Raw genomic sequence first — 19,627 nt, 5'->3', positions numbered from 1 at the left:
CCTAGCCTTACATTGGTTTAATCAGGTAGGTTGAGCCAAATGGGTGTTAGCGGTGCTTTGGGTAACAACTGCTGATAATGCTCGGGATAATAAGCGTTAATGAAGTATAGACCATCACCAGATGCAGTGGGTGGTGCGATCGTGCGATCTTTTTTGGCCAGAATGTCTAAGAAGTCTGTAGGCTGTAATTCATGCTTACCTATGGCATAGAGCGTACCCATAAGGTTACGCACCATGTGATGCAAAAAACCATCTGCTTGAATATCAAAGACAATGAACTGCCCATGGGCAAAGAGATTGGCATGGCTCACATTGCGTATGGGCTGATTGGATTGGCAGGCTGCTGCTCGGTAGCTACTAAAGTCATGCGTTCCAGCTATGTCTGCAGCGGCAGTTTGCATTGCTGCCAGGTCTAGTGGCTCGTGAATATGAGTCACTTGGTGATTGAGAATAGCGGGGCGCTGCGCTTGATTCAAAGTAATATAACGATAACGGCGAGCAATGGCACCAAAGCGGGCATGGAAGTCAGCAGGCATCGGCTGTACCCAGCGTAGAGCGATATCATCAGGCAGTAAGCTGTTGACGCCGCGTAGCCAATTGTGAGTTGGGCGATAGGCATGGGTGACGAAGTGGGCAATCATATTGCTCGCATGCACGCTAGCGTCTGTACGGCCAGCAGCGATTACCTCTACTGTCTCGTTTGCCACCGTGCTAATGGCTTTTTCTAAGGCTTCTTGTACGCCCAGTACTTCTTTTTGCCGTTGCCAGCCATGATAGTTGGTACCCAAAAACTCAATGGCAATGGCCAACGTATAAGTAGGGGTATCTTGATTTTCAGCGGCCTGTGTGAGGGTGGTTTTAGATTCGGACAATGTGGGTTGGTCAGGTGTTACCGATGAAGTCATAAAGGGCTCAGAACAAAGGGTGATGATTTGGTTTTATGAGGGGCTATAGTATATAAGGCCTCTAAGGTGTATTGTATATTTAGCGATTTCTTTTAGCGGCAGTGTCGGACTGGTTTATGGTATGAGTCCAGCGTTGGCGTCTGCGCGTAGGAGTATCATAACGCAATAACAACCACAGTAAACGCGCATAAATAGCGGCAATGGTTAAGCGACCACCGGCAAGTACGTGATAGTCGTATTGCCAACTGCCAGCCGCGTAGCTGTCGCTCACGCCGCCAAACGGGCATTGGCTGGCACACACGACCATGTGGCCTGCTTCATAAGCACGATTCAAAGCGTCAGCCAAGCCTGCAGAGTAGGGAACATTACCCGCACCAAAGCCTAATAATATGATGCCAGATGGCGGCTGCTCTAATAAAGCGCTTAGCTGTGCACTTAAGACATCAGGGCTATTAGGCACGCAATATATGGGATAAATGCTAGCGTGCTCTACATGTGCCTGAATAGATGCGCTAAGCGCTAGCTGATCATCTATCCAGTGTTGCAGGCGGGCAGCTGGCAAGCGCTTTTGGTAACTATTGGCGGGATAAGCGGCGCGCATGTGTCCAGTGAAAGCCATAAAATCATGACTATGGATCTTTTGTACCGTTTGTGCCGGCCATGCTTCACCGCCAAAGCTTATCTTGACACCAGGCTCTCCGCCAGCAGCTAAGCGTAGAGAGCACTGAGATTATCCCAAGCATCGCTATTTGCATCGATAGCATAAGTCTGCAGTATCTCACTGTCTAGTAGTGGACGCATACTACCAGTAACGACCACACAGATATCAGAACCTGCAAATGCCTCTGCCAAAAAAGCACCTAGATAACTGAGAGTATCTGTACCAGTAATTAAGACAAACTGCCGCAAGCCCTGAGCATAAGCCTCTAATAATAAAGTATAAAAATGTACAAAGTCGTTTGGTGTCAGCTGGCTACTGTCTTTAATCAGCGTATTGTCCAACCAAGAGATAGCTGGTAGGTTATCAGTTTTATTATGCTCGCTCAGAAGCTGTTGCAAAGCTGGCAAGAACACATCAGCATCAAGTGGCGCTAAAGGGCGTCCATAACTACCAAATGTACCTCCAGCATAAATAAGCTGAATAGGGGTTAACACAGAGGGTTTTTGCTTTAAAGAGGTAGAAGATGCTGGCATGAATCACCGCCCAGAATAGGATGAGTAATAACCTAGATTACCACAGGACGTGCAACGCTAAAATAGAAACAAGCATCCTATTTTCACAGAATGCTTGTAAAGAGCACGTTGGCGCTTAGTCTAGGCGTGAATGACTTTTACAGCACTTTAAGCGGTACGGGCAAGCAGCGCTTGCGCTTGACTTTGTTGTTCGCTGTTACCTTGCATGACAACTTCATTAAGCAAGCGTTTAGCACTATCGTACTCACCCAACTGCAGGTATTGCGTTGCCAAATCTAAAGTAACTTGGTTATTGTCTAAAGTTTTGACAAAATCAAAGTCAGCATCAAACTGCGCGGCAAAGTCAGCTGATGCCCCTAGCGCCACTGGAACTTGGCTGTGTGTGTCTGCATCTTCACTAAAACTGATAGCATCAGTATCATCGCCTTCAGTGGCTACTGGGGTATCAGCAGACGGTGAAGAGATCAATGCATCAAAATCAAAGTCAAAGTCATCATCGATCAGCATGTTGTCATCAGCTGGTGCGCTATCCTGTATAGAGGTATCAGTTGTCGCTGCTGTTACGTCTTCAGTTGTCGGCTGTGTATCAGTATTAATGGCAGTATCAACATTAGTATCTATATTAGTATTAATAGATATTTCGTCATCAAAACTGAGCTCATCAAGTTGCGATATGGTGTCTGCAACTCCCATGCCTAAGACACTATCAGCCTCTTCTGTTTGAGCGTTAAAGTCGCTTAAAGTATTAGCTTCATCTTTACGCTCTTCTTCATCTTCTAAGAAGAGCATAAAATCTTCGCTACTATCTATCTCTGTATTTTGCTCAGCTTTCTCGTTCTCTTGAATATCAAAATCATCTGCTTCTCTGGTAAAGTCCTCTAAGTCCAAAACAAAGTCATTTTCTAAGCTGATGCTCTCTTCAGAATGGCTTTCTTGTGCATGAGTTTTAGGGGTTTCTTCTACAAAAAGATCAGTATCTGCAGGGGAATCGAAATCAAATGTAAAGTCATTATCAATGTTTTCAACAGTACTGGAGGGCTTTTCAAAAGTCTCGTCTGCACTGATGTCAAACTCAGTGTTATCAGAGCCAGCATGAGAAGTCTCTGAGTCACTGACTTCTAGCTCCGATGTTTCGAGGTCGTCTAAAGTAAGAGCAAATCCATCATCATTAGCGTTATTATCAGAGTCAATGTGCTGTGCATCTACAGTCTCACTTTGTACATTTAGATCGAGTGTATTGAAGTCATCTGAATTGTCGAAGCTATCTACATTTTGGATAGGTTGGGTCTGCGTAGCTTGCTGCGATGTAGAAAGGTCAAAGTCTATACTTTCAAAGTCTGCTTCCTTGTCAGCTTGCGGTTGTACTGGCGTATTCTGTACTTGTTCTTGATCTAACAACGCTTTGAGCTGATTCGCTTCATCGATAGCGACTGTATCAGCGGATGAATGAATGGCATCATAGGTTTTATTAAAATCTTCATGCTGATTGGTAATAGCATAAATATTTAATAATTTAAGTGATAACTGCGTATCTTGCGGCTTGTCTTTTAAGCCACGTTCTAATGTCTCAATCGCTTTATCATAACGCTGCTGATCTATAAAACGCTGGGCGATGGTCAAAGGATCAAACCTAGTCGCACCTTGATCAATGACGCTTTGATCAGGACGGCTACTCTCTGTAGGTTTTCTTGCTACAGGTACACTAGTAGCCGTGCTTTTACTGGCTTTAGTAATAGACCTAGTGGGTGGTTTTTGCGCTTTATTTCTACGTAGTAATAATACTGCCAACAGTATAATGACCATTAGGCCTGCAACGATATTTAGCATGTTATCCATAAATACTCCCACGCCTATGAGGGCTGTTTACAGCAATGAGGCTGAACAGCTAGGCAATTATTGATTGCGTAATTTTTTTAGACGAGCTTCAAGCTCAGCCAGTTTTTGATTTTGTAATTGTAACTTTTGGGCATAACTACCAAGGGTGTTTCTGGTAGTTGCTACCCGCTTAGCTTGATCTGCTGTGTTTTGTCGAGCCGATTTAAGGGTGGCTAAGATATCAGTGCTTAAGCCGCTTCCAGTTGCCGCTGCTGCTTTGGTTTGGGTGCCATCTGCGCTACCATCACGACCAGGAGCGAGCACTGAAAATCGTGCCTGTGGTAGTTTTTTGGTGGTGGTCCGCACAGGCTTATCAGTGTCTTTAGCTGAGGGCTTTGTCGTAGCGGGTATGGGTTTCGAAGCCACTTTTGGTGTATTACTATCAGTTTTTGATAAAGGTTTTTTCTTATTACTGTCCTTTGCTTTGGCTGAATGACTCTGCGAGTAATACTGTCTTTGGGCAGCAATGGCAGTTTGTAAGCTCTGCTGTGAAGGCACAGTGTCATAATCAGGAAGTTTTAACTGAGCATCAGCTCTTAGCAAGTCGGCATCTCGTGCAATAAAGGCGTCAGGATTTTGCTCTTTGATTTGCGTCATGACGGTTTGTACGTCTAGGTTGTTTTGCTTAGCAATCTGCTGAGAGATAATCCACAGGTTATCATTACGCTGTACGGTATAAATGCTTGCTGCGGCAGCTGTATTATTTGCTACTGTGGATGAGGTAGGTGCAGCAGAATTACTGCTAGCTGCAGGTTGCATCGCCGTTTCTGCTGCCAGTGCGGCACTGGTAGTAGCGCCTTTCTCTTCGGAGGGCTTCTCATCAGCGTCACTCTTCCCAGCGCCAATCATCAAAGGTGTTGACTGACTAACAATGCTTTTATCCGTATTTTCTTTACGAGCATCTTTTTTGGCTTGAATTTGCCGTGTCACTTGGATATTTAAAATATCTAATTGTTTGTTGTCAATGTTCACCGCTGGCACAGTATTGTTTTGAGTATTGGCCTCTAAAGGTGTTTGTACAGGAGTACTAGGCTCTTGTGCCGTAACGCTGTTATTAGTCGGCAAGCTTGTGTCACTATTTTTTTCAATACTATTAGTAGTAGCGTTCAACGTGTTTGCTGTTGCAGTATTGCTAGCCTTAGCAGTCGAACTAGTGTTGTTCAAAGCGCTGACATTAGCACTGACATTATTTGCATCATTGTTATTGACCGAAGTACTGTCAGCTTTACTCCTCGGTGCGATATTGGGCTCAACTGTTTGCGGCGCACGGGCAATTGTGCTTGGTATACTTGCCGTTTCAGCTGCTTTGAAAGGCGGTAAAGCAGTCGCACTCATCGTTGGTAAGGTACTTGCGGCAGAGGTTTTTAGAGTATTGTTTTGTGGTAAGGTCTGAGTTTGTGGTTGTATCGGCGCGTTAATGTTTGGCTCTGTAAATAATGGCGGCGGTGCTCCACGCTTTACCGCCAAAGGCTGGGCAGTGGGGTTTGAGACGACTGGTAGATTTGGTTTTTTTGCACCAGCAATCACACTATTTGAAGGTTTAACAGGGACACTATTACCAAGTGGCATGAGTAAGGTCTTCGGCATCACATTACGTTGGCCACTATCATTAATCGCCAGCACCACATCCGCAAACGGCATCGATACAGGCTGTGAAGTATTGATAAGCAGCTGACCAGTCGTCGCCGAGGTTGGTATGAATCGCACCGACATTGAGGCAGTGGGAGTCAATCCCATTTGTTGATAGACGACAGGGCTTGCAATACTGGCTGCAAAGTCTTGAGCGTTGATGTCGCTGACCGCAATACTCGCGGCCAAGGGCTCGTGCTGGGCGGAGGTAATGATTGTTTTGCCCATAGTGGCAGCTTGTGCAGCAGGCAACAATACCGTAGAGCTTACTGAGTATAGTAGTGCGATTGACACCGCGCGATGGATACTGGTCAATCGGTGAGGTAAATGCCAAGACATGCGCAGCCCTTTTATAGTGACTTAGAATAATGATTGGTAATAACAATGATGATAATGTATCAATGTTGTTATAACAAAATAGTATCTAGTTTACCAGTTTAATTGATAGGCATTGCGGCCAATACAGGTAACTGCTGCTTAACTTCCCGATCAATAATCTACTCTATCGAGTAGCATGGCATCGCCGTAGCTAAAAAATCTATATTGATTGTCAATGGCGTGCTGATAAGCACATTCAATTGCACTTTTACCTGCAAATGCTGATACCAACATTAATAGAGTAGATTTAGGTAAATGAAAGTTGGTCAGCAGCCTATCGATCACCCCAAACTTAAAACCAGGATAAATAAAAATATCTGTATCTCCTGACCAACTCGCCACAAACTGTCTGTCATCTGCCGTTTTTTGATAAGCCGTCTCTAAAACACGTGCAACAGTCGTGCCAACTGCAATGATCTTTTTGCCATTGGCATGAGTTTGATTGATTAGATCGGCTGTGGCTTGTGGTAAGTGCGCGTACTCACTGTGCATCGTATGGTTGAGCAGATTGTCTGTTTTCACTGGCGCAAAGGTACCTGCACCTACATGTAAGGTCACAAAGGCAGTGTTAATGCCTTTATCAGCCAACGCAGTTAAAATAGTGTCATCAAAATGTAAGCTCGCCGTGGGCGCGGCGACGCTGGCAAGTTTTGCAGGATCATGAAAGACGGTTTGGTAGCGTGTATTGTCAGTAGCATCAGCATGGCGCTCAAAGTAAGGCGGTATTGGTAGTTCTCCATAACGCTCTAAATCAGGCAAGATAGGCGCATCAAAGCCCAAAACGAACAAGTTGTCTTGTCGACCGATCATCACACAGCCCATATTTTCGTCAGCTAACCACAAGCGCTGCCCAAGCTTTGGTGCTTTGCTGGCTTTTACATGACAAAGGGCGATGTGTTGCTGTGCAGAAATCACCTCGCTGTCAATGTCGAGGTTTTCTGTATTTGCGCTTAAAGTTTCGCCATCTACTAAGCGCTCGATTAGGACTTCAACACGGCCACCCGTGTCCTTTTTTCCGAACAGTCGCGCTTTCATTACTTTGGTATCATTAAACACAATCAGATCGCCAGTATTGAGTAGTGAAGGCAACTCAGTAAATATATAGTCTTGTGGCTGGTTTGTTTGCTCTTTTTGCTCGCTAGCAGGTAAATATAAGAGCTTGGAAGCTGAGCGCTGTGTTAAAGGGTAGCGGGCGATAAAGCTGTCAGGTAGCTCATAATCATAATCAGCGACGCTAAGATAGGTAAGTGTGCTATCAGTATTTTGATGATTGGTTTCTGAATTTGGATTGGTCATAGTAGAGTCGTTAAATAGGTGAAAATTTTGGCGTCAGTTTAGCAGAAACCCGCCAAGAACGTGACAAATTCCTAGTGATCATAAGTTATAAGATTGGTATGAAAATATTAAATAGCCTAAGCGTTATTAGATACACAAAGTCGTCCAAACGTTGTCATTTAATCACAGCCATCTAAGTTTTCATGATATCTGCATTTTTTAGATATAAATTAAAAAGACAGTTAAAAATCTAGGGTCTGTTGAACACTCAAATATTAGGGCTGCTGATAGATAAAATCGCACCAAACTAGGCGCAAACCGACGATAATATCTAGACCTTAGCTAGGTTTGTAACACTGTTTGGGGTGATTTTAGCATCAGCCCTTCGGGGCGGGACTATTTTTTGCCAATACATGGTGAAATTGTCTACCCTAGAATGACTAGGCGTCAAAAATTTCACTGCGTATTGCCTAAAAAATAGTCACCGCCAGTACCACATTTGAATGTTCAACAGACCCTAATCAAATAAATCTAACTGCGGTAGGGTTTCGGTCGCAAGCGCTAAGGAAGAGTAGGTCACACCGACCAATCTGATCGGCAAGTCGCGCGGTATATCCAAAAACAGCTTATCTAACCAGTAATGTGCCGATTCGGCACTGCTAAAAGCCGTAGATAGAGTATGTGAGCGCGTAATTTGGGTGAAATCAGCGTATTTTATTTTGAGGGTAATGGTATAAGCAATCAGCTGCTTATTATGCATTTGATGAAAGGCGTCGGCATTTTGTGCATATATTTGCGGCAGTAACTCGGTATCGTTAATTAAATTGTCTCTAAAAGTGGTCTCTGAGCCAACTGATTTGTGTTGGCGCTCAGATTTGATTGCTCTCTCGTCGCGCCCATGCGCAATATCATGGTAAAACTGTCCGCGCTTACCAAATTCATTGATGAGCAACTCAGGTGGCACTTGACGAAGGTCAGCGCCATTACTCACTCCCATTGCGTGTAAGCGTTTGGCCGTGGCTTTACCGATACCATGAAAGCGCTCTACGGGTAACGCACTGATAAAAGCCTCTGCATCCGCTGGGGTGATGACAGCCGTACCATTGGGTTTGTTCAGATCAGAGGCAATCTTTGCGAGCATTTTATTAAATGACACGCCTGCTGAGGCAGTCAGACCAGTCTGCTCTAATATCTGCGCCCGCAGCCAATTGGCCATCAATGTGGCTGAGCCTTGATGGGCTTGCAAGCCTGTGACATCCAGATAGGCTTCATCCAATGATAATGGCTCAACGTGAGGCGTTAAGCGGTGCATAATAGTGCGGATTTGGGCACTGACAGCGCGGTAGACATCAAATCGTGGTCTTACGAATATCACCTCTGGGCAACGTTTGCGTGCTTCGTAGCAGGACATGGCAGAGCGTACTCCAAACGGCCGTACCTCGTAACTGGCAGCGGCTACCACACCGCGTCCGCTCGGATCCCCACCAACCACTAATGGCTTGCCGCGATACTGCGGAAAGTCACGCTGTTCGACACTGGCATAAAAAGCATCCATATCGAGATGAATAATCTTACGTGGGGCAGGGATGATAGAGTCTGTCATGCGCTCTATTTTACCTGAATTTGTGCTTGGGTTTTAGTGTTGCTTTCCGACATAAATTTGTGCGTCAAAAGCTAGAGGGTTGATGGTGTTTATGTTTTTCAGAGCAGCTAGCCAAACAGTTGATAATTAGTTCTGAATAATTAGTCAAAAAACTAAGTTAAACTGCGCCTGCAATCAAAAACACTGCACATACAGTCAATTTATTTCTTCAAGTATTCTCTATAGTTAAATGACTATCCTCTAATCTAGCAGCTTTAGTTATAACTATGTTATGGAAGTAAAAACCTTTACAGGACGTAAAGGGTGAGGTTGGTTGCGGTTGTTGCAGGAATTAGAAGTCGATGCGTTGAGTAAAAACTATCGCATCAATGCTAGAGCCGATAATGACAGAGTAAAAAGCAACCAGCAAATTATCATAAGGAGCATGATATGGCAGGTGTGATTCAACCAAAGAATACAGGACGTAATACTTCTGATATTCCCTCTGATCCTAACCAAGAGCTGGTCCCTATCGAAGATCGAGCCACCAGAGGCTCGCTCACTATGGCATGGTGGGGAGTATGTAGTGCCATGTTTTATCTGGTCATTGGTATTGCTATGGCAGAGAACTATGGCACTAAAAATGCAATTATTGGTTTATTGATAAGCTGTGTGGCTTATGGCGTTATCAACGGAGTCATTACTCGCTATGCCATTCGCACTGGTATGTCGGTGGCATTGTTTTCTCGAGTCCTATTCGGTAATAAAGGCGCGGCTTTAGCTACCTTGATATTTTTTGCTACTGCCATGTATTACGCTGTCTTTGAGGGCTCTGTCATTGCGGTCACTTTTCATCAAACCTATCCATCCTTGCCCTATTGGCTCGCTGCTTTGATAGTCGTGGCCTATAGTGTACCTATGATTATGGGTAGCGTGCAAAACTGGCTAGATAAACTAAACGGCATACTGTTGCCGTTTTATTTAATTGGACTTATAGCTGCAGTAGTCATGGCAACCAACGAGTTTGGCTATAGCGATGCTTGGTTAAATGGAGGACCTGCTGAACCATCGCCTTTTGGTTGGTGGAATGTCGCTGTGTACTACATGGGTATATGGGTGTTGATGATGTACACTTTCGATTATGCCCGTTATGGTAAACAAGAAGACAGTCAGTATTTGTCTTGGTTCAATTTTGGCATACCTTTTTACTTAGTGGCTTTCTTTTTGAGTGGACTAGCAGGTATTTACTTAGTTAGTACCATTCCTATGGAGGGTGAGCTGTCAGAGGTATCAATCACGTTAAGTCTCGTCAAGCTAATGGGTATATTTGGTCTGATTTTTGTTGTCATTACTCAGACTCGTATCAACACTGCAAATTACTTATTAGCTACTACCAACTTACAAGCATTTCTTAAAGATACCATTAATATCAACATTCCAAAATACGTCGGTGCTCTATTGATTGGTGCATTTATTTTTGTACTCATGCTGTTAGATGTGTTCAATTACTTATTACAAGCTTTGGCTTACCAAGGCGTGTTTGTAGTAGCTTGGGTGGCTATTGCATTGACTCATATTTTGTACCCAAAAAGAGAAGCTGTCTTTGGTGCTGTACCTGTTATTGATCCGCAACGCATACCAGCCTTTGATAAGTCAGGATTGATAGCTTGGATCGTTGCTTCGATAGTAGGAATCGTATTGATGAATGTGGGAGGAAACTGGATCAATTGGTATGCAACATTAACTTTTGTTACAGCGACTATCTTGTACGCCATATTAATGCCTAAATATCAACAAAATTTTTTGCAGTCACCAATAAAAGCAATAACTTGATAACAACAGAAGTAAGGTTTTGTCGATATCGTCATTATAGAATAAAGAAAATACACCTTGAGGGGTGTTTTTTTGCTATAACTATAATAGCTTTTCGACTCATTTAAATGCGATCAAGCGGTATTTATAAATATATTCACAAATCCATCTGTTTTTTTAAGATGGTTTTTGTCTTTTTAAAACTATTGTGTGTTGAACACGCCCAAATGTTAAACGAAATTTAGTGAGGCAAACTCTAGTAAATAGGCGTTGATTATCTGACATTTAAGGATAAATGCGGATGCAGTATGATATGGATTCGAATGAAACAATGAGTGGGTACGCTGAACGTACTTTTACCATGCAACAGCAGGCTAAAAGTCTACTGAGTGCGGATGGTTGGCAAGGTACTATCAATGACACATATTTTGATCTGCAGGTACAGTTTCAAAAGCCTAATCAATTTGTGGGTCAAATTTAAAAAGCTAATTTAGATCAAATGGGTATCTCAAGCTATCTGGCTGATCCAGTGCATTATCACCGTAATGGTAAAGACCTATGCCAGAATGACGACAGCATCTTGCTGACATTTCCACTTAAGGGTTCGGTCTCTTTTCAACAGCAAAAACGCGAGTTAATCTGTCATCCCGGCCAGTTCTTTATTGAGCTGTCACATCAGCCTTATAAGTTCTTTCACACTCAAAAAGTAGAGTTACAGGTTTTAAAGGTCCCTATAGGTAAATTAGCTGCACACCAACGTTTGATCGAGCAGTATTTCGCACAGCCTATTACGACTGAAAAAGGCTCTGGCAGATTGCTTAATCATCAAATCAATCAAGCATTACAGTTAGCCACTAGTCTGCAGTTGTCTGGTGTAGAATCACAATTGTTGGAGCAGCAACTGTTGGATTTGGTTATTCATACATTGCATCGTCCCACACTGTCTCTAGCAGACAGTGATGTATCAACAATAAAAGCGGCTCATCTACAGCGTATCGAAGGCTTTATCTATCAAAATTTGGCCAATCCAGACATCTCTCTGAAGCTAGTCTCACAAGCTTGTCATATTTCTGAGCGTTATATTCATCTGCTATTTCAAAACTTGCCTTATACGTTTGCGGAGTGGGTTAAGGTAAACAGACTGACAGTCGCTAATAAAATACTAATGAAAGGCAATCATAGCTCTGTTGCTGAAGTAGGGTATCAGGTCGGTTTCACTGATCAAAGCTACTTTTCACGCATCTACAAAAGGCACTTTGGTTTTTCACCCAAAGATACTCCCTCAAATCACTCAAATTTTCTTTAAAGCATTCAAAAAGCACCCTATAAAAACGGCACATTAAATGATCAAAGTAAAGTGTTTGAGGTTTAGCGCTTTTGAGCGATATCTAAGTCACTTGAATAAGCAAATAAAGCGGGTGCACCGCCCGTATGCCAAAACAAGACACTATCCGTTTTCTTGATTTTGCCTGTACGAATCATATCTATGAGGCCGCCCATCGCACGACCTGTATAGACAGGATCTAATAGTATGCCTTCAGTTTGCGCAGTCAGAGCAATGGCTTCATTTTCGAGTGCGCCAACCACGCCATACCCTTCGCCAACATAATCGGAGTTCAGTATAAAGTCTGACTCCGAAAACTCATAATCTGCACCGATGAGTTTTGCCGTGCTATTAGCAAGAGAGAGGGTATATTGATCAAAAGGCACTTTATCGGTTTCGCCTTTATCAATATTGATGCCCATTATTTGATAGGGTGAGTTGAACACTCTATTACCAAGCATTAACCCTGCTTGCGTGCCGCCAGAGCTAGAGGCAAAGACGATATGAGTAAATGTTTCGTTTATGCTTTCACGTTGCGATTCTAATTCTTTAAAGGCCTCTACAAATGCCAAAGCGCCAAGCTCGCTTGAGCCGCCATAAGTGACGACATAGACGTTTTTGCCTGCTTGGGCCAATTGTTCAACGATTTGAGGGATGTCTTCACCTTTACGGTGACTTCCTGCCCAGTGAATATGGCAACCAAAAATTTTATCCAGTAACAAATTGCCGCTTAATTGCTCAGGTTCTTCTCCACCCAAAACCAAATGGCACTCAAGCCCCAAGCTTGCTGCAGCGGCTGCCGTCTGGCGGCAATGATTTGACTGCGCAGCCCCTGCAGTAACGATGGTATCAGCACCTTTGGCAAGCGCATCACCGATAATAAACTCAAGCTTACGGGTTTTATTGCCACCGAGTGCCAGTCCCGTATTGTCATCTCGTTTCATAAAGATTTTAGGACCAGCAAGTTCTTTACTTAATCTGGTCAGCTCAATTAAAGGGGTGGGGAAGTAGCCTAATGACTGTCTTGGTATGTGGTTATAGTCCATGTGTTGTTCACTTTATAGTTAGAGATGTTATTAGGGCATGTCCTCAATTCAATCGAAGGATACCTAAATGGGCTAAAAATGGCTAAATCTTGCCAAACAGCGTTAAATAGCTAGGTAATATCCCGATATTATCTTCGCTATTTTCCTTGTTTGACGGCGATTTATCTCATTTTTATCTCCATTTTTAAAATGAGGACACGCCCTAGATTGAGTGTTATCTATTAGTGTTAATTATTCAAGTTATTCAATATTGATACTACACAATGCATGAGTATTAAAGAAACAGTTTTTTTATTAGACACAAAAAAACCCCAAACAATCTAATGTTTGAGGCGAAACTTGCTTAAACTCGAGAGTCTAAATTCGTTTTAAATATGGCGCAGCGGACGGGACTCGAACCCGCGACCCCCGGCGTGACAGGTTAGACCCACTATATTTCATTGATATATATTAAAGTGCTTTAACCTACAAACCCTTATGTATAAAGAGTTAAGAAGAAATTATCCAAATGATGTTTAGCGTCATTTAACGTTGTTTATCAAGTCAGATACACTATTTTTGGTCACTAATAATGTATAAAAATTATACTTTGACATAAAAAAACAGGTATATATTTTATACATTAACTTTAGACCGGTATCGCTAAAAGTGCATCAATACACACCCTTACTCCTCCAAAAATCGTATCACACTGTTTCATTATTAGCGAATGGCTACTGATCGCTGAACTAGATGTGGTTTTTACTGTTATACGGCGTGATTAAGATATCCCAAGTTTAGTTATACGGATTTGACGGCAGGGGTCATATTGAACAGGTCATCAGTTTATTATTGCCTATTGTGGATGATAAAAATATTGAACTAGAGGTGGATGTTACAGACAACAAAAGCGTCTATATTGATGAAACCCTTTTATTATTGGTCATAAAAAACATCATTCAAAACGCTATTGTTTATACACCTAATAATACGAAAGTAACGATTAAACAGTTTTTCCTATCCTCTAATCATAAATTAGAACATGACTTTGGCACACAAATAGTCAAACCATATTTGAAGAACAAATCCTCATCAATAATGAATCCAGTAGTGCTTCAAGTTATGGACTCAGGTATAGGTATTAATCCAAAAGACTATGCTAGTATCTTTGAGCCTTTTGTTCGATTAAGCCAAGCTGACAATCAGATGTTTACGTCAAAGGATAGATCAGATGGTGCCAGCAAAAAGAACTATAGTATTGAGGGCACTGGTTTGGGGCTATCAATTGTTAAAACCATTTGCGAACAATCAGGTATTGGTCTTTATCTTACAGAGGCTCAGTGTGATTTAGATAATACAAATGGTCATTCTGGACTTTGTGTTACCCTAATCATTTAAAATTACGCCAACTTAATGGCTAATATACGACTGGCGTAACCTAAACGAGGTTAACGCCATCACTTCTTATATAGCTATGGCTCTATTTCAGAAAACCTTCAGAAGTTTTCGATATATTGCATGTTATAACCCCCCCCTTTGTAGTCAATCAATCTTAAAAGTGCTATAAGGCAAGCGAGCGCAAGTAATACAATTGTAGGCTAAGCGAGCTTAACGCTTTAACAGTGGTTCGGCTATATTTCAAATCCTAGATATGTAGACATTCTCATGAGCAAAACCTCCTCTTTTTTTAATGCCATTAACCATATATTTAGAAGCACTACCAAACAGCAGTGGTTTGCTTTTATTTGCTTGCTAGCCGTACTGATCGGAATCGGTGTATTACTGCCTGATGAACTGCCCTTAGTACGTTGGTTTGCCGCTTATAATGCAGGCTTGGCATTAACTGCTATGATGGTTGCTTTTGTGATGGCGACTCGGCATCCTATTTTAGAGAGACTATTAGGGGGGTTAGATAAGCTTTATATATTGCATCGCTGGGCGGGTATGTTAGCAGTGATATGTATTTTCTTACACTGGTGGTTCGTTCCACAAACTGTCCACTATAGCGATAACACGCTAGTAGGTATAGGTAGTGATACAGGTGAATGGGCAACTTTGCTATTGTTAGGATTGGTTGCTATTAGTTTTACTAATTTTTTGCCTTATCGATTTTGGAAGTGGACACATAAATTGATGGGCGTGGTTTTTATTGTCAGTGTTTTTCATCTATTATTTGCTGTTAAACCTTTTGCATTGTTATCACCAATAGGCTTATTACTTATTGCAGTATCTATCGTTGGTATATGGGCATGGGTTTATTATGCTTTTGGTTTTAATAAATCAAAGCGTATGTTAGGCAAAGTTAAAGCGATAAAACACTTAGGCGACACCACTGAGTTTACCATCAGTCCTATTGGCAATGCTGTTCAATGGCAGGCAGGACAGTTTGCTTTTATTAAATTTCTAAAAAACAAAAACATACCGACTGAATCACACCCCTTTACTATATCGTCAGCGACACCATCAGACTTTACTCAAGATAATAAGAACAATATATCGAATGAAAAAAACTTAATCCATATGCCCAGATTTTCGGTTGCGGGTCTAGGTGACTATACAAAAAAATTGGGAGAACACATTAAGCAAAATGACTTGGTTGAGCTAGAAATGCCTTATGGCGACTTTATATTCAATCCAAAGCGTAAAACACAAGTTTGGATAGGTGCAGGCATCGGTATCACCCCATTTTTGGCATGGTTACACAGCACAATCAATACCGATAATATTGATGTATATTTTTATTATTGCGTGCGCACAAAACAAGAAGCCATTTATCACAACGAAATACTGTCACTGCTATCAAGTCATCCAAGTATTCAATATCAATTGGTGTTATCAGAGCAAGCAAGATTAACGCCACAAAGGATTTTGCACGATATAGAATATCTGGATAAAAAAGACATTGCAAAGGCTGGTGTTTATTTTTGTGGCGCTACTGCCATGCGTGAGAGTATCCGTACCACGCTTATAGAAGAAGGACTTGCTCCTAATGCGTTTCATTTTGAGCATTTTAACTTTAAGCCTTAGACTTCATTATGCCTTAGGTAACTGATAAAAATCACCCACAGCTTGCCATAAAATTCACTTAAGGATTACGTCTTTGAATTTTTGCTAGAACGCCACCTTCAGGGTGGTTTTCTAGTGAAAACGCTAAACCATATAGTTGGGTAATTCGCTCAATAATAGACAGCCCAAGACCACTACCTGTTTCGGTTTGACCTGCTGGACGATAAAAGCGTTCTTGAACGCGCTTAATATCTTTTTCTGCAATGCCTTTCCCATAGTCCCGCACGCTAATATAGTCAGATGCTAACGTTAGCTCAACGAGGATGTTAGTCTCTTTGTCATTACCCTCATAAATATGATCGTCAACGCTATTACTCCCATAACGAATGGCATTATCGAGTAAATTTCTAAGCAATAGTATGAGAAGCGTATCATCACCTGTCACCCCTTTTGATAAAGGTAACACTGCTTTATCATCAACTAGAATATATCGTTTTAAAGTCACACGCTTTTCACGCGCCTGTCGATGTACACTTTTTAAGGCTTGATTACTCACTTCAATCCAATCAACTTTATCCTCTTGGATAGGCGCATTGATATTACTTTCACTATCATTAGTTATGCTATCTAAGCGAGATAAGATAAGCAATTGTTCTACCAAATGAGTGGCTCTATCGACGGACTGAGATATTTTGTGTGCATGATGCTGTTGCTTTTCTCTGTCTTGCGTCATTGTCAGCACCTCACTTTGAGCTTTAATAGCTGATAAAGGCGTTCGCAATTCATGGGAGGCATCAGCAGTAAAGCGTTGCTCTTGTTCCATGGTCTTTTTGACTCTTAAAAACAAGCGATTCAAAGCTTGAACAAAGGGATTTAATTCATCTGGCACAGTTTTGTCTAAGACCGTCAAGTCACCTGCATTGCGTTTGTCTAATTCTAGAGATAAAACTTGCAAAGGCATTAAGCCTTTACGAATCGTCCATAGGGCAAATATTATTAAAATAGGGATGGTTAAAAAAAAGACTAAAAATATAGATAATATAGAGGTTTGTGTGATTTGTAAGCGTTCATCCCACTTACGACCGATAGCAATAGTCTTACCATCATCCATTTTTAGATAAAAGATACGATTGGCATCGGTCTGCCACCAATCATTGCTGTCAATGAAGCCTTCGGGGTCTGCTTTGATGGGGAACTGTCGACCCAATTCGCTTACCATTATCAAATTATTATTGTTATCCCAAACTGCGAAACCTGCATCTAACTGTGAATCATCCTCTTTTTTAGATAGCATCACATCAGGGATAACCTCTCCACCCTGTATATCCTTATTACCGATAATAGAGGCTAATAGACGTGCCATTTGCTCTATTTCAATATCATTTTGCCGATTTGTTTCATGAAAAATAGACACGCTTGCTAAGATTAATGCAATGAGCCAAATTAAAGGCAGTCCAACCAGCATCTTACGTAACAGACTGCCCTTAATGCTATTAGCATGGGTAATATGTGAAATATCGTCTAGGGTACTATGCCACCAAGACCGCTGAAGCGCTGCCTGAGAGTTTACTGCTTGGGGGGTTAGCGACTGCGCATCTAATGGTTTAGCGTCTTTAGATTTCACAAAATAATTCCTAATAGATAATATTTGTTGACTATAGATATGGCTCATTTATATAAGTTACAGTTTTGGTTTCTCATCAAGCTGATATCCCATATTTCGCCATGTTTTAATCAAAGATTTGCCAAACTTTTTACGCAGTCGGGAGATATAAACCTCTACTGTGTTACTTTCAATATCATCATCCCAGCTATATAAGCTCTCTTCAATATCAGCACGAGAGAAGATTTTATTTGGGTGTGACAGAAGTAAATCTAATAATTGATACTCTTGTTTGTTGAGCGCCACCGTTTCTCCTTTTAGGGTTGCTACTTTATTCGTACGATTAAGTGTTAATGTACCAAAATCAATTTCATTATTACTTTGTCCACGTTGCCGACGACTCAATGCATATAAACGAGCGACGACTTCTTCTATCGCAAAAGGCTTACAAAGGTAGTCATCTGCACCTGCGTTTAATCCTGCCACACGCTCTGGCAGAGCATCACGAGCAGTCAGAATGAGGACAGGAGTTTTAATCCCTCGACTTCGCCAGTGGTTTAGCAACGCTATCCCATCAATATTTGGCAAACCTAAATCTAAAATAATAACTTCGTAAGGCGCTGTATCAGGCGCATGCAAGCCTAACGCACCATCTGTTAGCCAATCCACATTAAAGCCCATCTCACTTAAGCCACTTGAGAGAGCATCGCCAATGCCCAAATCGTCTTCAAGTACCAATATTCGCATATTAACCTTCACACTCTAGAGTTTTTTAAATGCTGAGTATAGCAAACCAAACTGAAGGGTTTCTGAACCAGTATAAAAGGATAAATAAATTAAAAATAGTGCCAGACATTCAGAAAACCTTCAGTTTTCATAGATATATTTGTCTCATTAGTTTTAAACATTCAAATAGCTACGGCTGTTTAGGATTTATCTTTTAAAGGCACATCATGAACACATCTATAGATAATCTAATAAAAGACAGTCAAACATTTACTAGTCAAGCCAATGATATTGCGAAAAATGATGTTCAGGCATATGATAAAAAACTAACGGCTATTGAATTGAGTCAAAGTCAAAATGGCACTGACAACCAAGTTTCTCCTTATCAAAATATATCACTCAAAAGATGGATGATTGCGCCAACCTTACTATTGGTTGGATTTTTTTTAACTATTTTTATAGGCAGTGACGGGTACACATCAATTGAGGGGTATTGGCAGTCACAAATGAACACCTTCCTATTCTTAAATACTCAAGCGTTGACTGTCTTGCCAGCAGAGGTTTGGGGTAATATAAATATGTTAGGTGATACCTCTGTTTTGCTAATGTTATTGTCTCCAATTTTACTCTACCAAAAGCGAGTATGGTTACTCATATTAGCATCAGCACCTATTGCGACATTTGCCTCAGCGATAGGTAAGCATTTATTAGATGTTCCTCGCCCTGGCGCTGTATTAGAGGCAGAACAATTTATAGTCATTGGTGATTTTTTGACAGCACACAACAGCTTACCATCAGGTCACACCATAACAGCATTTACAGGAATTATTGCCATCGTTATCGGCTTATCCCCTAAAATAAACAATAAAACTCAAGCCGTGTGGGTGATATTTGGGGTTCTTTTTGCAGGGGTTGTTGGTTTAGCAAGAGTCGCTGTCGGTGCGCATTGGTATTTAGATGTGGTTTTAGGGGCGTGCTTAGGCTGGTTTTCAGTAATCATGGGTATCGCTTGGTTTAACAAGTATCATCAACACTGGACATCACTACTCACAGGCAAATCTATGCTGATAATCATCGCCTTGCATTTGTCGTGCTCCATTCTACTAATGGTTAGAGCTGGTATTGGTGTCAGCAGTGGTTGGCAGATGTTAATAATCTCTGGTGTGATAGGCATATTTGTCAGCTTATCATTACTAATGACACATTTAAATAATATAAATTGGTTATCTGCTCCTAGTGCCAATCCTAATTTACCTAAGATAAAAAGCACTTAAGTGAAAAGCTTCTTAGATA

16 protein-coding genes are annotated in these 19,627 nt (G+C 41.6%); 6 read left to right on the top strand and 10 right to left on the bottom strand.

What is annotated here, in order from left to right; genetic code table 11:
- Nucleotides 1-17 precede the first annotated feature (17 nt).
- The 7 genes from truA to dinB form a co-directional block, all read right to left on the bottom strand.
- Nucleotides 18-905: a tRNA pseudouridine(38-40) synthase TruA gene (gene truA, locus JMY01_RS08145; RefSeq protein WP_227677766.1), complete on the bottom strand. Its 888-nt coding sequence runs from the start codon at nucleotides 903-905 to the stop codon at nucleotides 18-20.
- 79 nt (nucleotides 906-984) lie between these two features.
- A complete protein-coding gene (locus JMY01_RS14305) occupies nucleotides 985-1,524 on the bottom strand; it encodes a hypothetical protein (RefSeq protein WP_265089858.1) in 540 nt (179 codons plus the stop codon).
- A gap of 89 nt (nucleotides 1,525-1,613) precedes the next feature.
- Nucleotides 1,614-2,099: an asparaginase domain-containing protein gene (locus tag JMY01_RS14300; protein WP_265089857.1), complete on the bottom strand. Its 486-nt coding sequence runs from the start codon at nucleotides 2,097-2,099 to the stop codon at nucleotides 1,614-1,616.
- A 147-nt stretch (nucleotides 2,100-2,246) separates the two neighbouring features.
- Nucleotides 2,247-3,935 (bottom strand): FimV/HubP family polar landmark protein, encoded by a 1,689-nt coding sequence (locus JMY01_RS08135; protein WP_201575089.1) that lies wholly within the window; start codon nucleotides 3,933-3,935, stop codon nucleotides 2,247-2,249.
- A gap of 57 nt (nucleotides 3,936-3,992) precedes the next feature.
- Entirely contained in the window at nucleotides 3,993-5,942 is a 1,950-nt protein-coding gene (locus tag JMY01_RS08130) for a FimV family protein (RefSeq protein WP_201575088.1), read from the bottom strand.
- 150 nt (nucleotides 5,943-6,092) lie between these two features.
- On the bottom strand, nucleotides 6,093-7,277 hold the full coding sequence (gene queA, locus JMY01_RS08125) for a tRNA preQ1(34) S-adenosylmethionine ribosyltransferase-isomerase QueA (protein WP_201575087.1): 1,185 nt from the start codon (nucleotides 7,275-7,277) through the stop codon (nucleotides 6,093-6,095).
- Between the two features lie 496 nt (nucleotides 7,278-7,773).
- Complete coding sequence (dinB, locus tag JMY01_RS08120) at nucleotides 7,774-8,859, bottom strand: DNA polymerase IV (protein ID WP_201575086.1); 1,086 nt, start codon at nucleotides 8,857-8,859, stop codon at nucleotides 7,774-7,776.
- Nucleotides 8,860-9,288: 429 nt separating this feature from the next.
- Between dinB and JMY01_RS08115 the strand changes: the two genes are divergently transcribed.
- The 3 genes from JMY01_RS08115 (at nucleotide 9,289) to JMY01_RS08105 (ending at nucleotide 11,956) form a co-directional block, all read left to right on the top strand.
- On the top strand, nucleotides 9,289-10,671 hold the full coding sequence (locus JMY01_RS08115) for a cytosine permease (protein ID WP_227677764.1): 1,383 nt from the start codon (nucleotides 9,289-9,291) through the stop codon (nucleotides 10,669-10,671).
- Between the two features lie 280 nt (nucleotides 10,672-10,951).
- The gene (locus JMY01_RS08110) at nucleotides 10,952-11,131 is read left to right on the top strand and encodes a hypothetical protein (protein ID WP_201575085.1); all 180 of its coding nucleotides are present in this window, start codon (nucleotides 10,952-10,954) and stop codon (nucleotides 11,129-11,131) included.
- An 18-nt stretch (nucleotides 11,132-11,149) separates the two neighbouring features.
- On the top strand, nucleotides 11,150-11,956 hold the full coding sequence (locus tag JMY01_RS08105) for an AraC family transcriptional regulator (protein WP_201575084.1): 807 nt from the start codon (nucleotides 11,150-11,152) through the stop codon (nucleotides 11,954-11,956).
- Nucleotides 11,957-12,018: 62 nt separating this feature from the next.
- Here JMY01_RS08105 and JMY01_RS08100 read toward each other — a convergent pair whose 3' ends face one another.
- The gene (locus JMY01_RS08100; RefSeq protein WP_201575083.1) at nucleotides 12,019-13,020 is read right to left on the bottom strand and encodes a D-cysteine desulfhydrase family protein; all 1,002 of its coding nucleotides are present in this window, start codon (nucleotides 13,018-13,020) and stop codon (nucleotides 12,019-12,021) included.
- 840 nt (nucleotides 13,021-13,860) lie between these two features.
- Between JMY01_RS08100 and JMY01_RS08095 the strand changes: the two genes are divergently transcribed.
- Nucleotides 13,861-14,397 carry a HAMP domain-containing sensor histidine kinase gene (locus JMY01_RS08095; RefSeq protein WP_201575082.1) on the top strand — a complete coding sequence of 179 codons (537 nt, stop codon included), beginning with the start codon at nucleotides 13,861-13,863 and terminating at the stop codon, nucleotides 14,395-14,397.
- A gap of 267 nt (nucleotides 14,398-14,664) precedes the next feature.
- Nucleotides 14,665-16,026 (top strand): ferric reductase-like transmembrane domain-containing protein, encoded by a 1,362-nt coding sequence (locus JMY01_RS08090; RefSeq protein WP_201575081.1) that lies wholly within the window; start codon nucleotides 14,665-14,667, stop codon nucleotides 16,024-16,026.
- A 58-nt stretch (nucleotides 16,027-16,084) separates the two neighbouring features.
- Here JMY01_RS08090 and JMY01_RS08085 read toward each other — a convergent pair whose 3' ends face one another.
- Both JMY01_RS08085 and JMY01_RS08080 read right to left on the bottom strand, forming a co-directional pair.
- The gene (locus tag JMY01_RS08085; RefSeq protein WP_201575080.1) at nucleotides 16,085-17,629 is read right to left on the bottom strand and encodes a histidine kinase dimerization/phospho-acceptor domain-containing protein; all 1,545 of its coding nucleotides are present in this window, start codon (nucleotides 17,627-17,629) and stop codon (nucleotides 16,085-16,087) included.
- Nucleotides 17,630-17,686: 57 nt separating this feature from the next.
- Nucleotides 17,687-18,355, bottom strand: coding sequence for a response regulator (locus tag JMY01_RS08080; protein ID WP_201575079.1), 669 nt, complete (start codon nucleotides 18,353-18,355; stop codon nucleotides 17,687-17,689).
- Nucleotides 18,356-18,561: 206 nt separating this feature from the next.
- Between JMY01_RS08080 and JMY01_RS08075 the strand changes: the two genes are divergently transcribed.
- A complete protein-coding gene (locus tag JMY01_RS08075; RefSeq protein WP_201575078.1) occupies nucleotides 18,562-19,608 on the top strand; it encodes a phosphatase PAP2 family protein in 1,047 nt (348 codons plus the stop codon).
- Nucleotides 19,609-19,627 lie beyond the last annotated feature (19 nt).

It is taken from the genome of Psychrobacter sp. H8-1, from assembly GCF_904846575.1.
Lineage (GTDB): Bacteria > Pseudomonadota > Gammaproteobacteria > Pseudomonadales > Moraxellaceae > Psychrobacter > Psychrobacter fulvigenes.
This window is presented reverse-complemented; position numbering and strand designations above follow the sequence as displayed.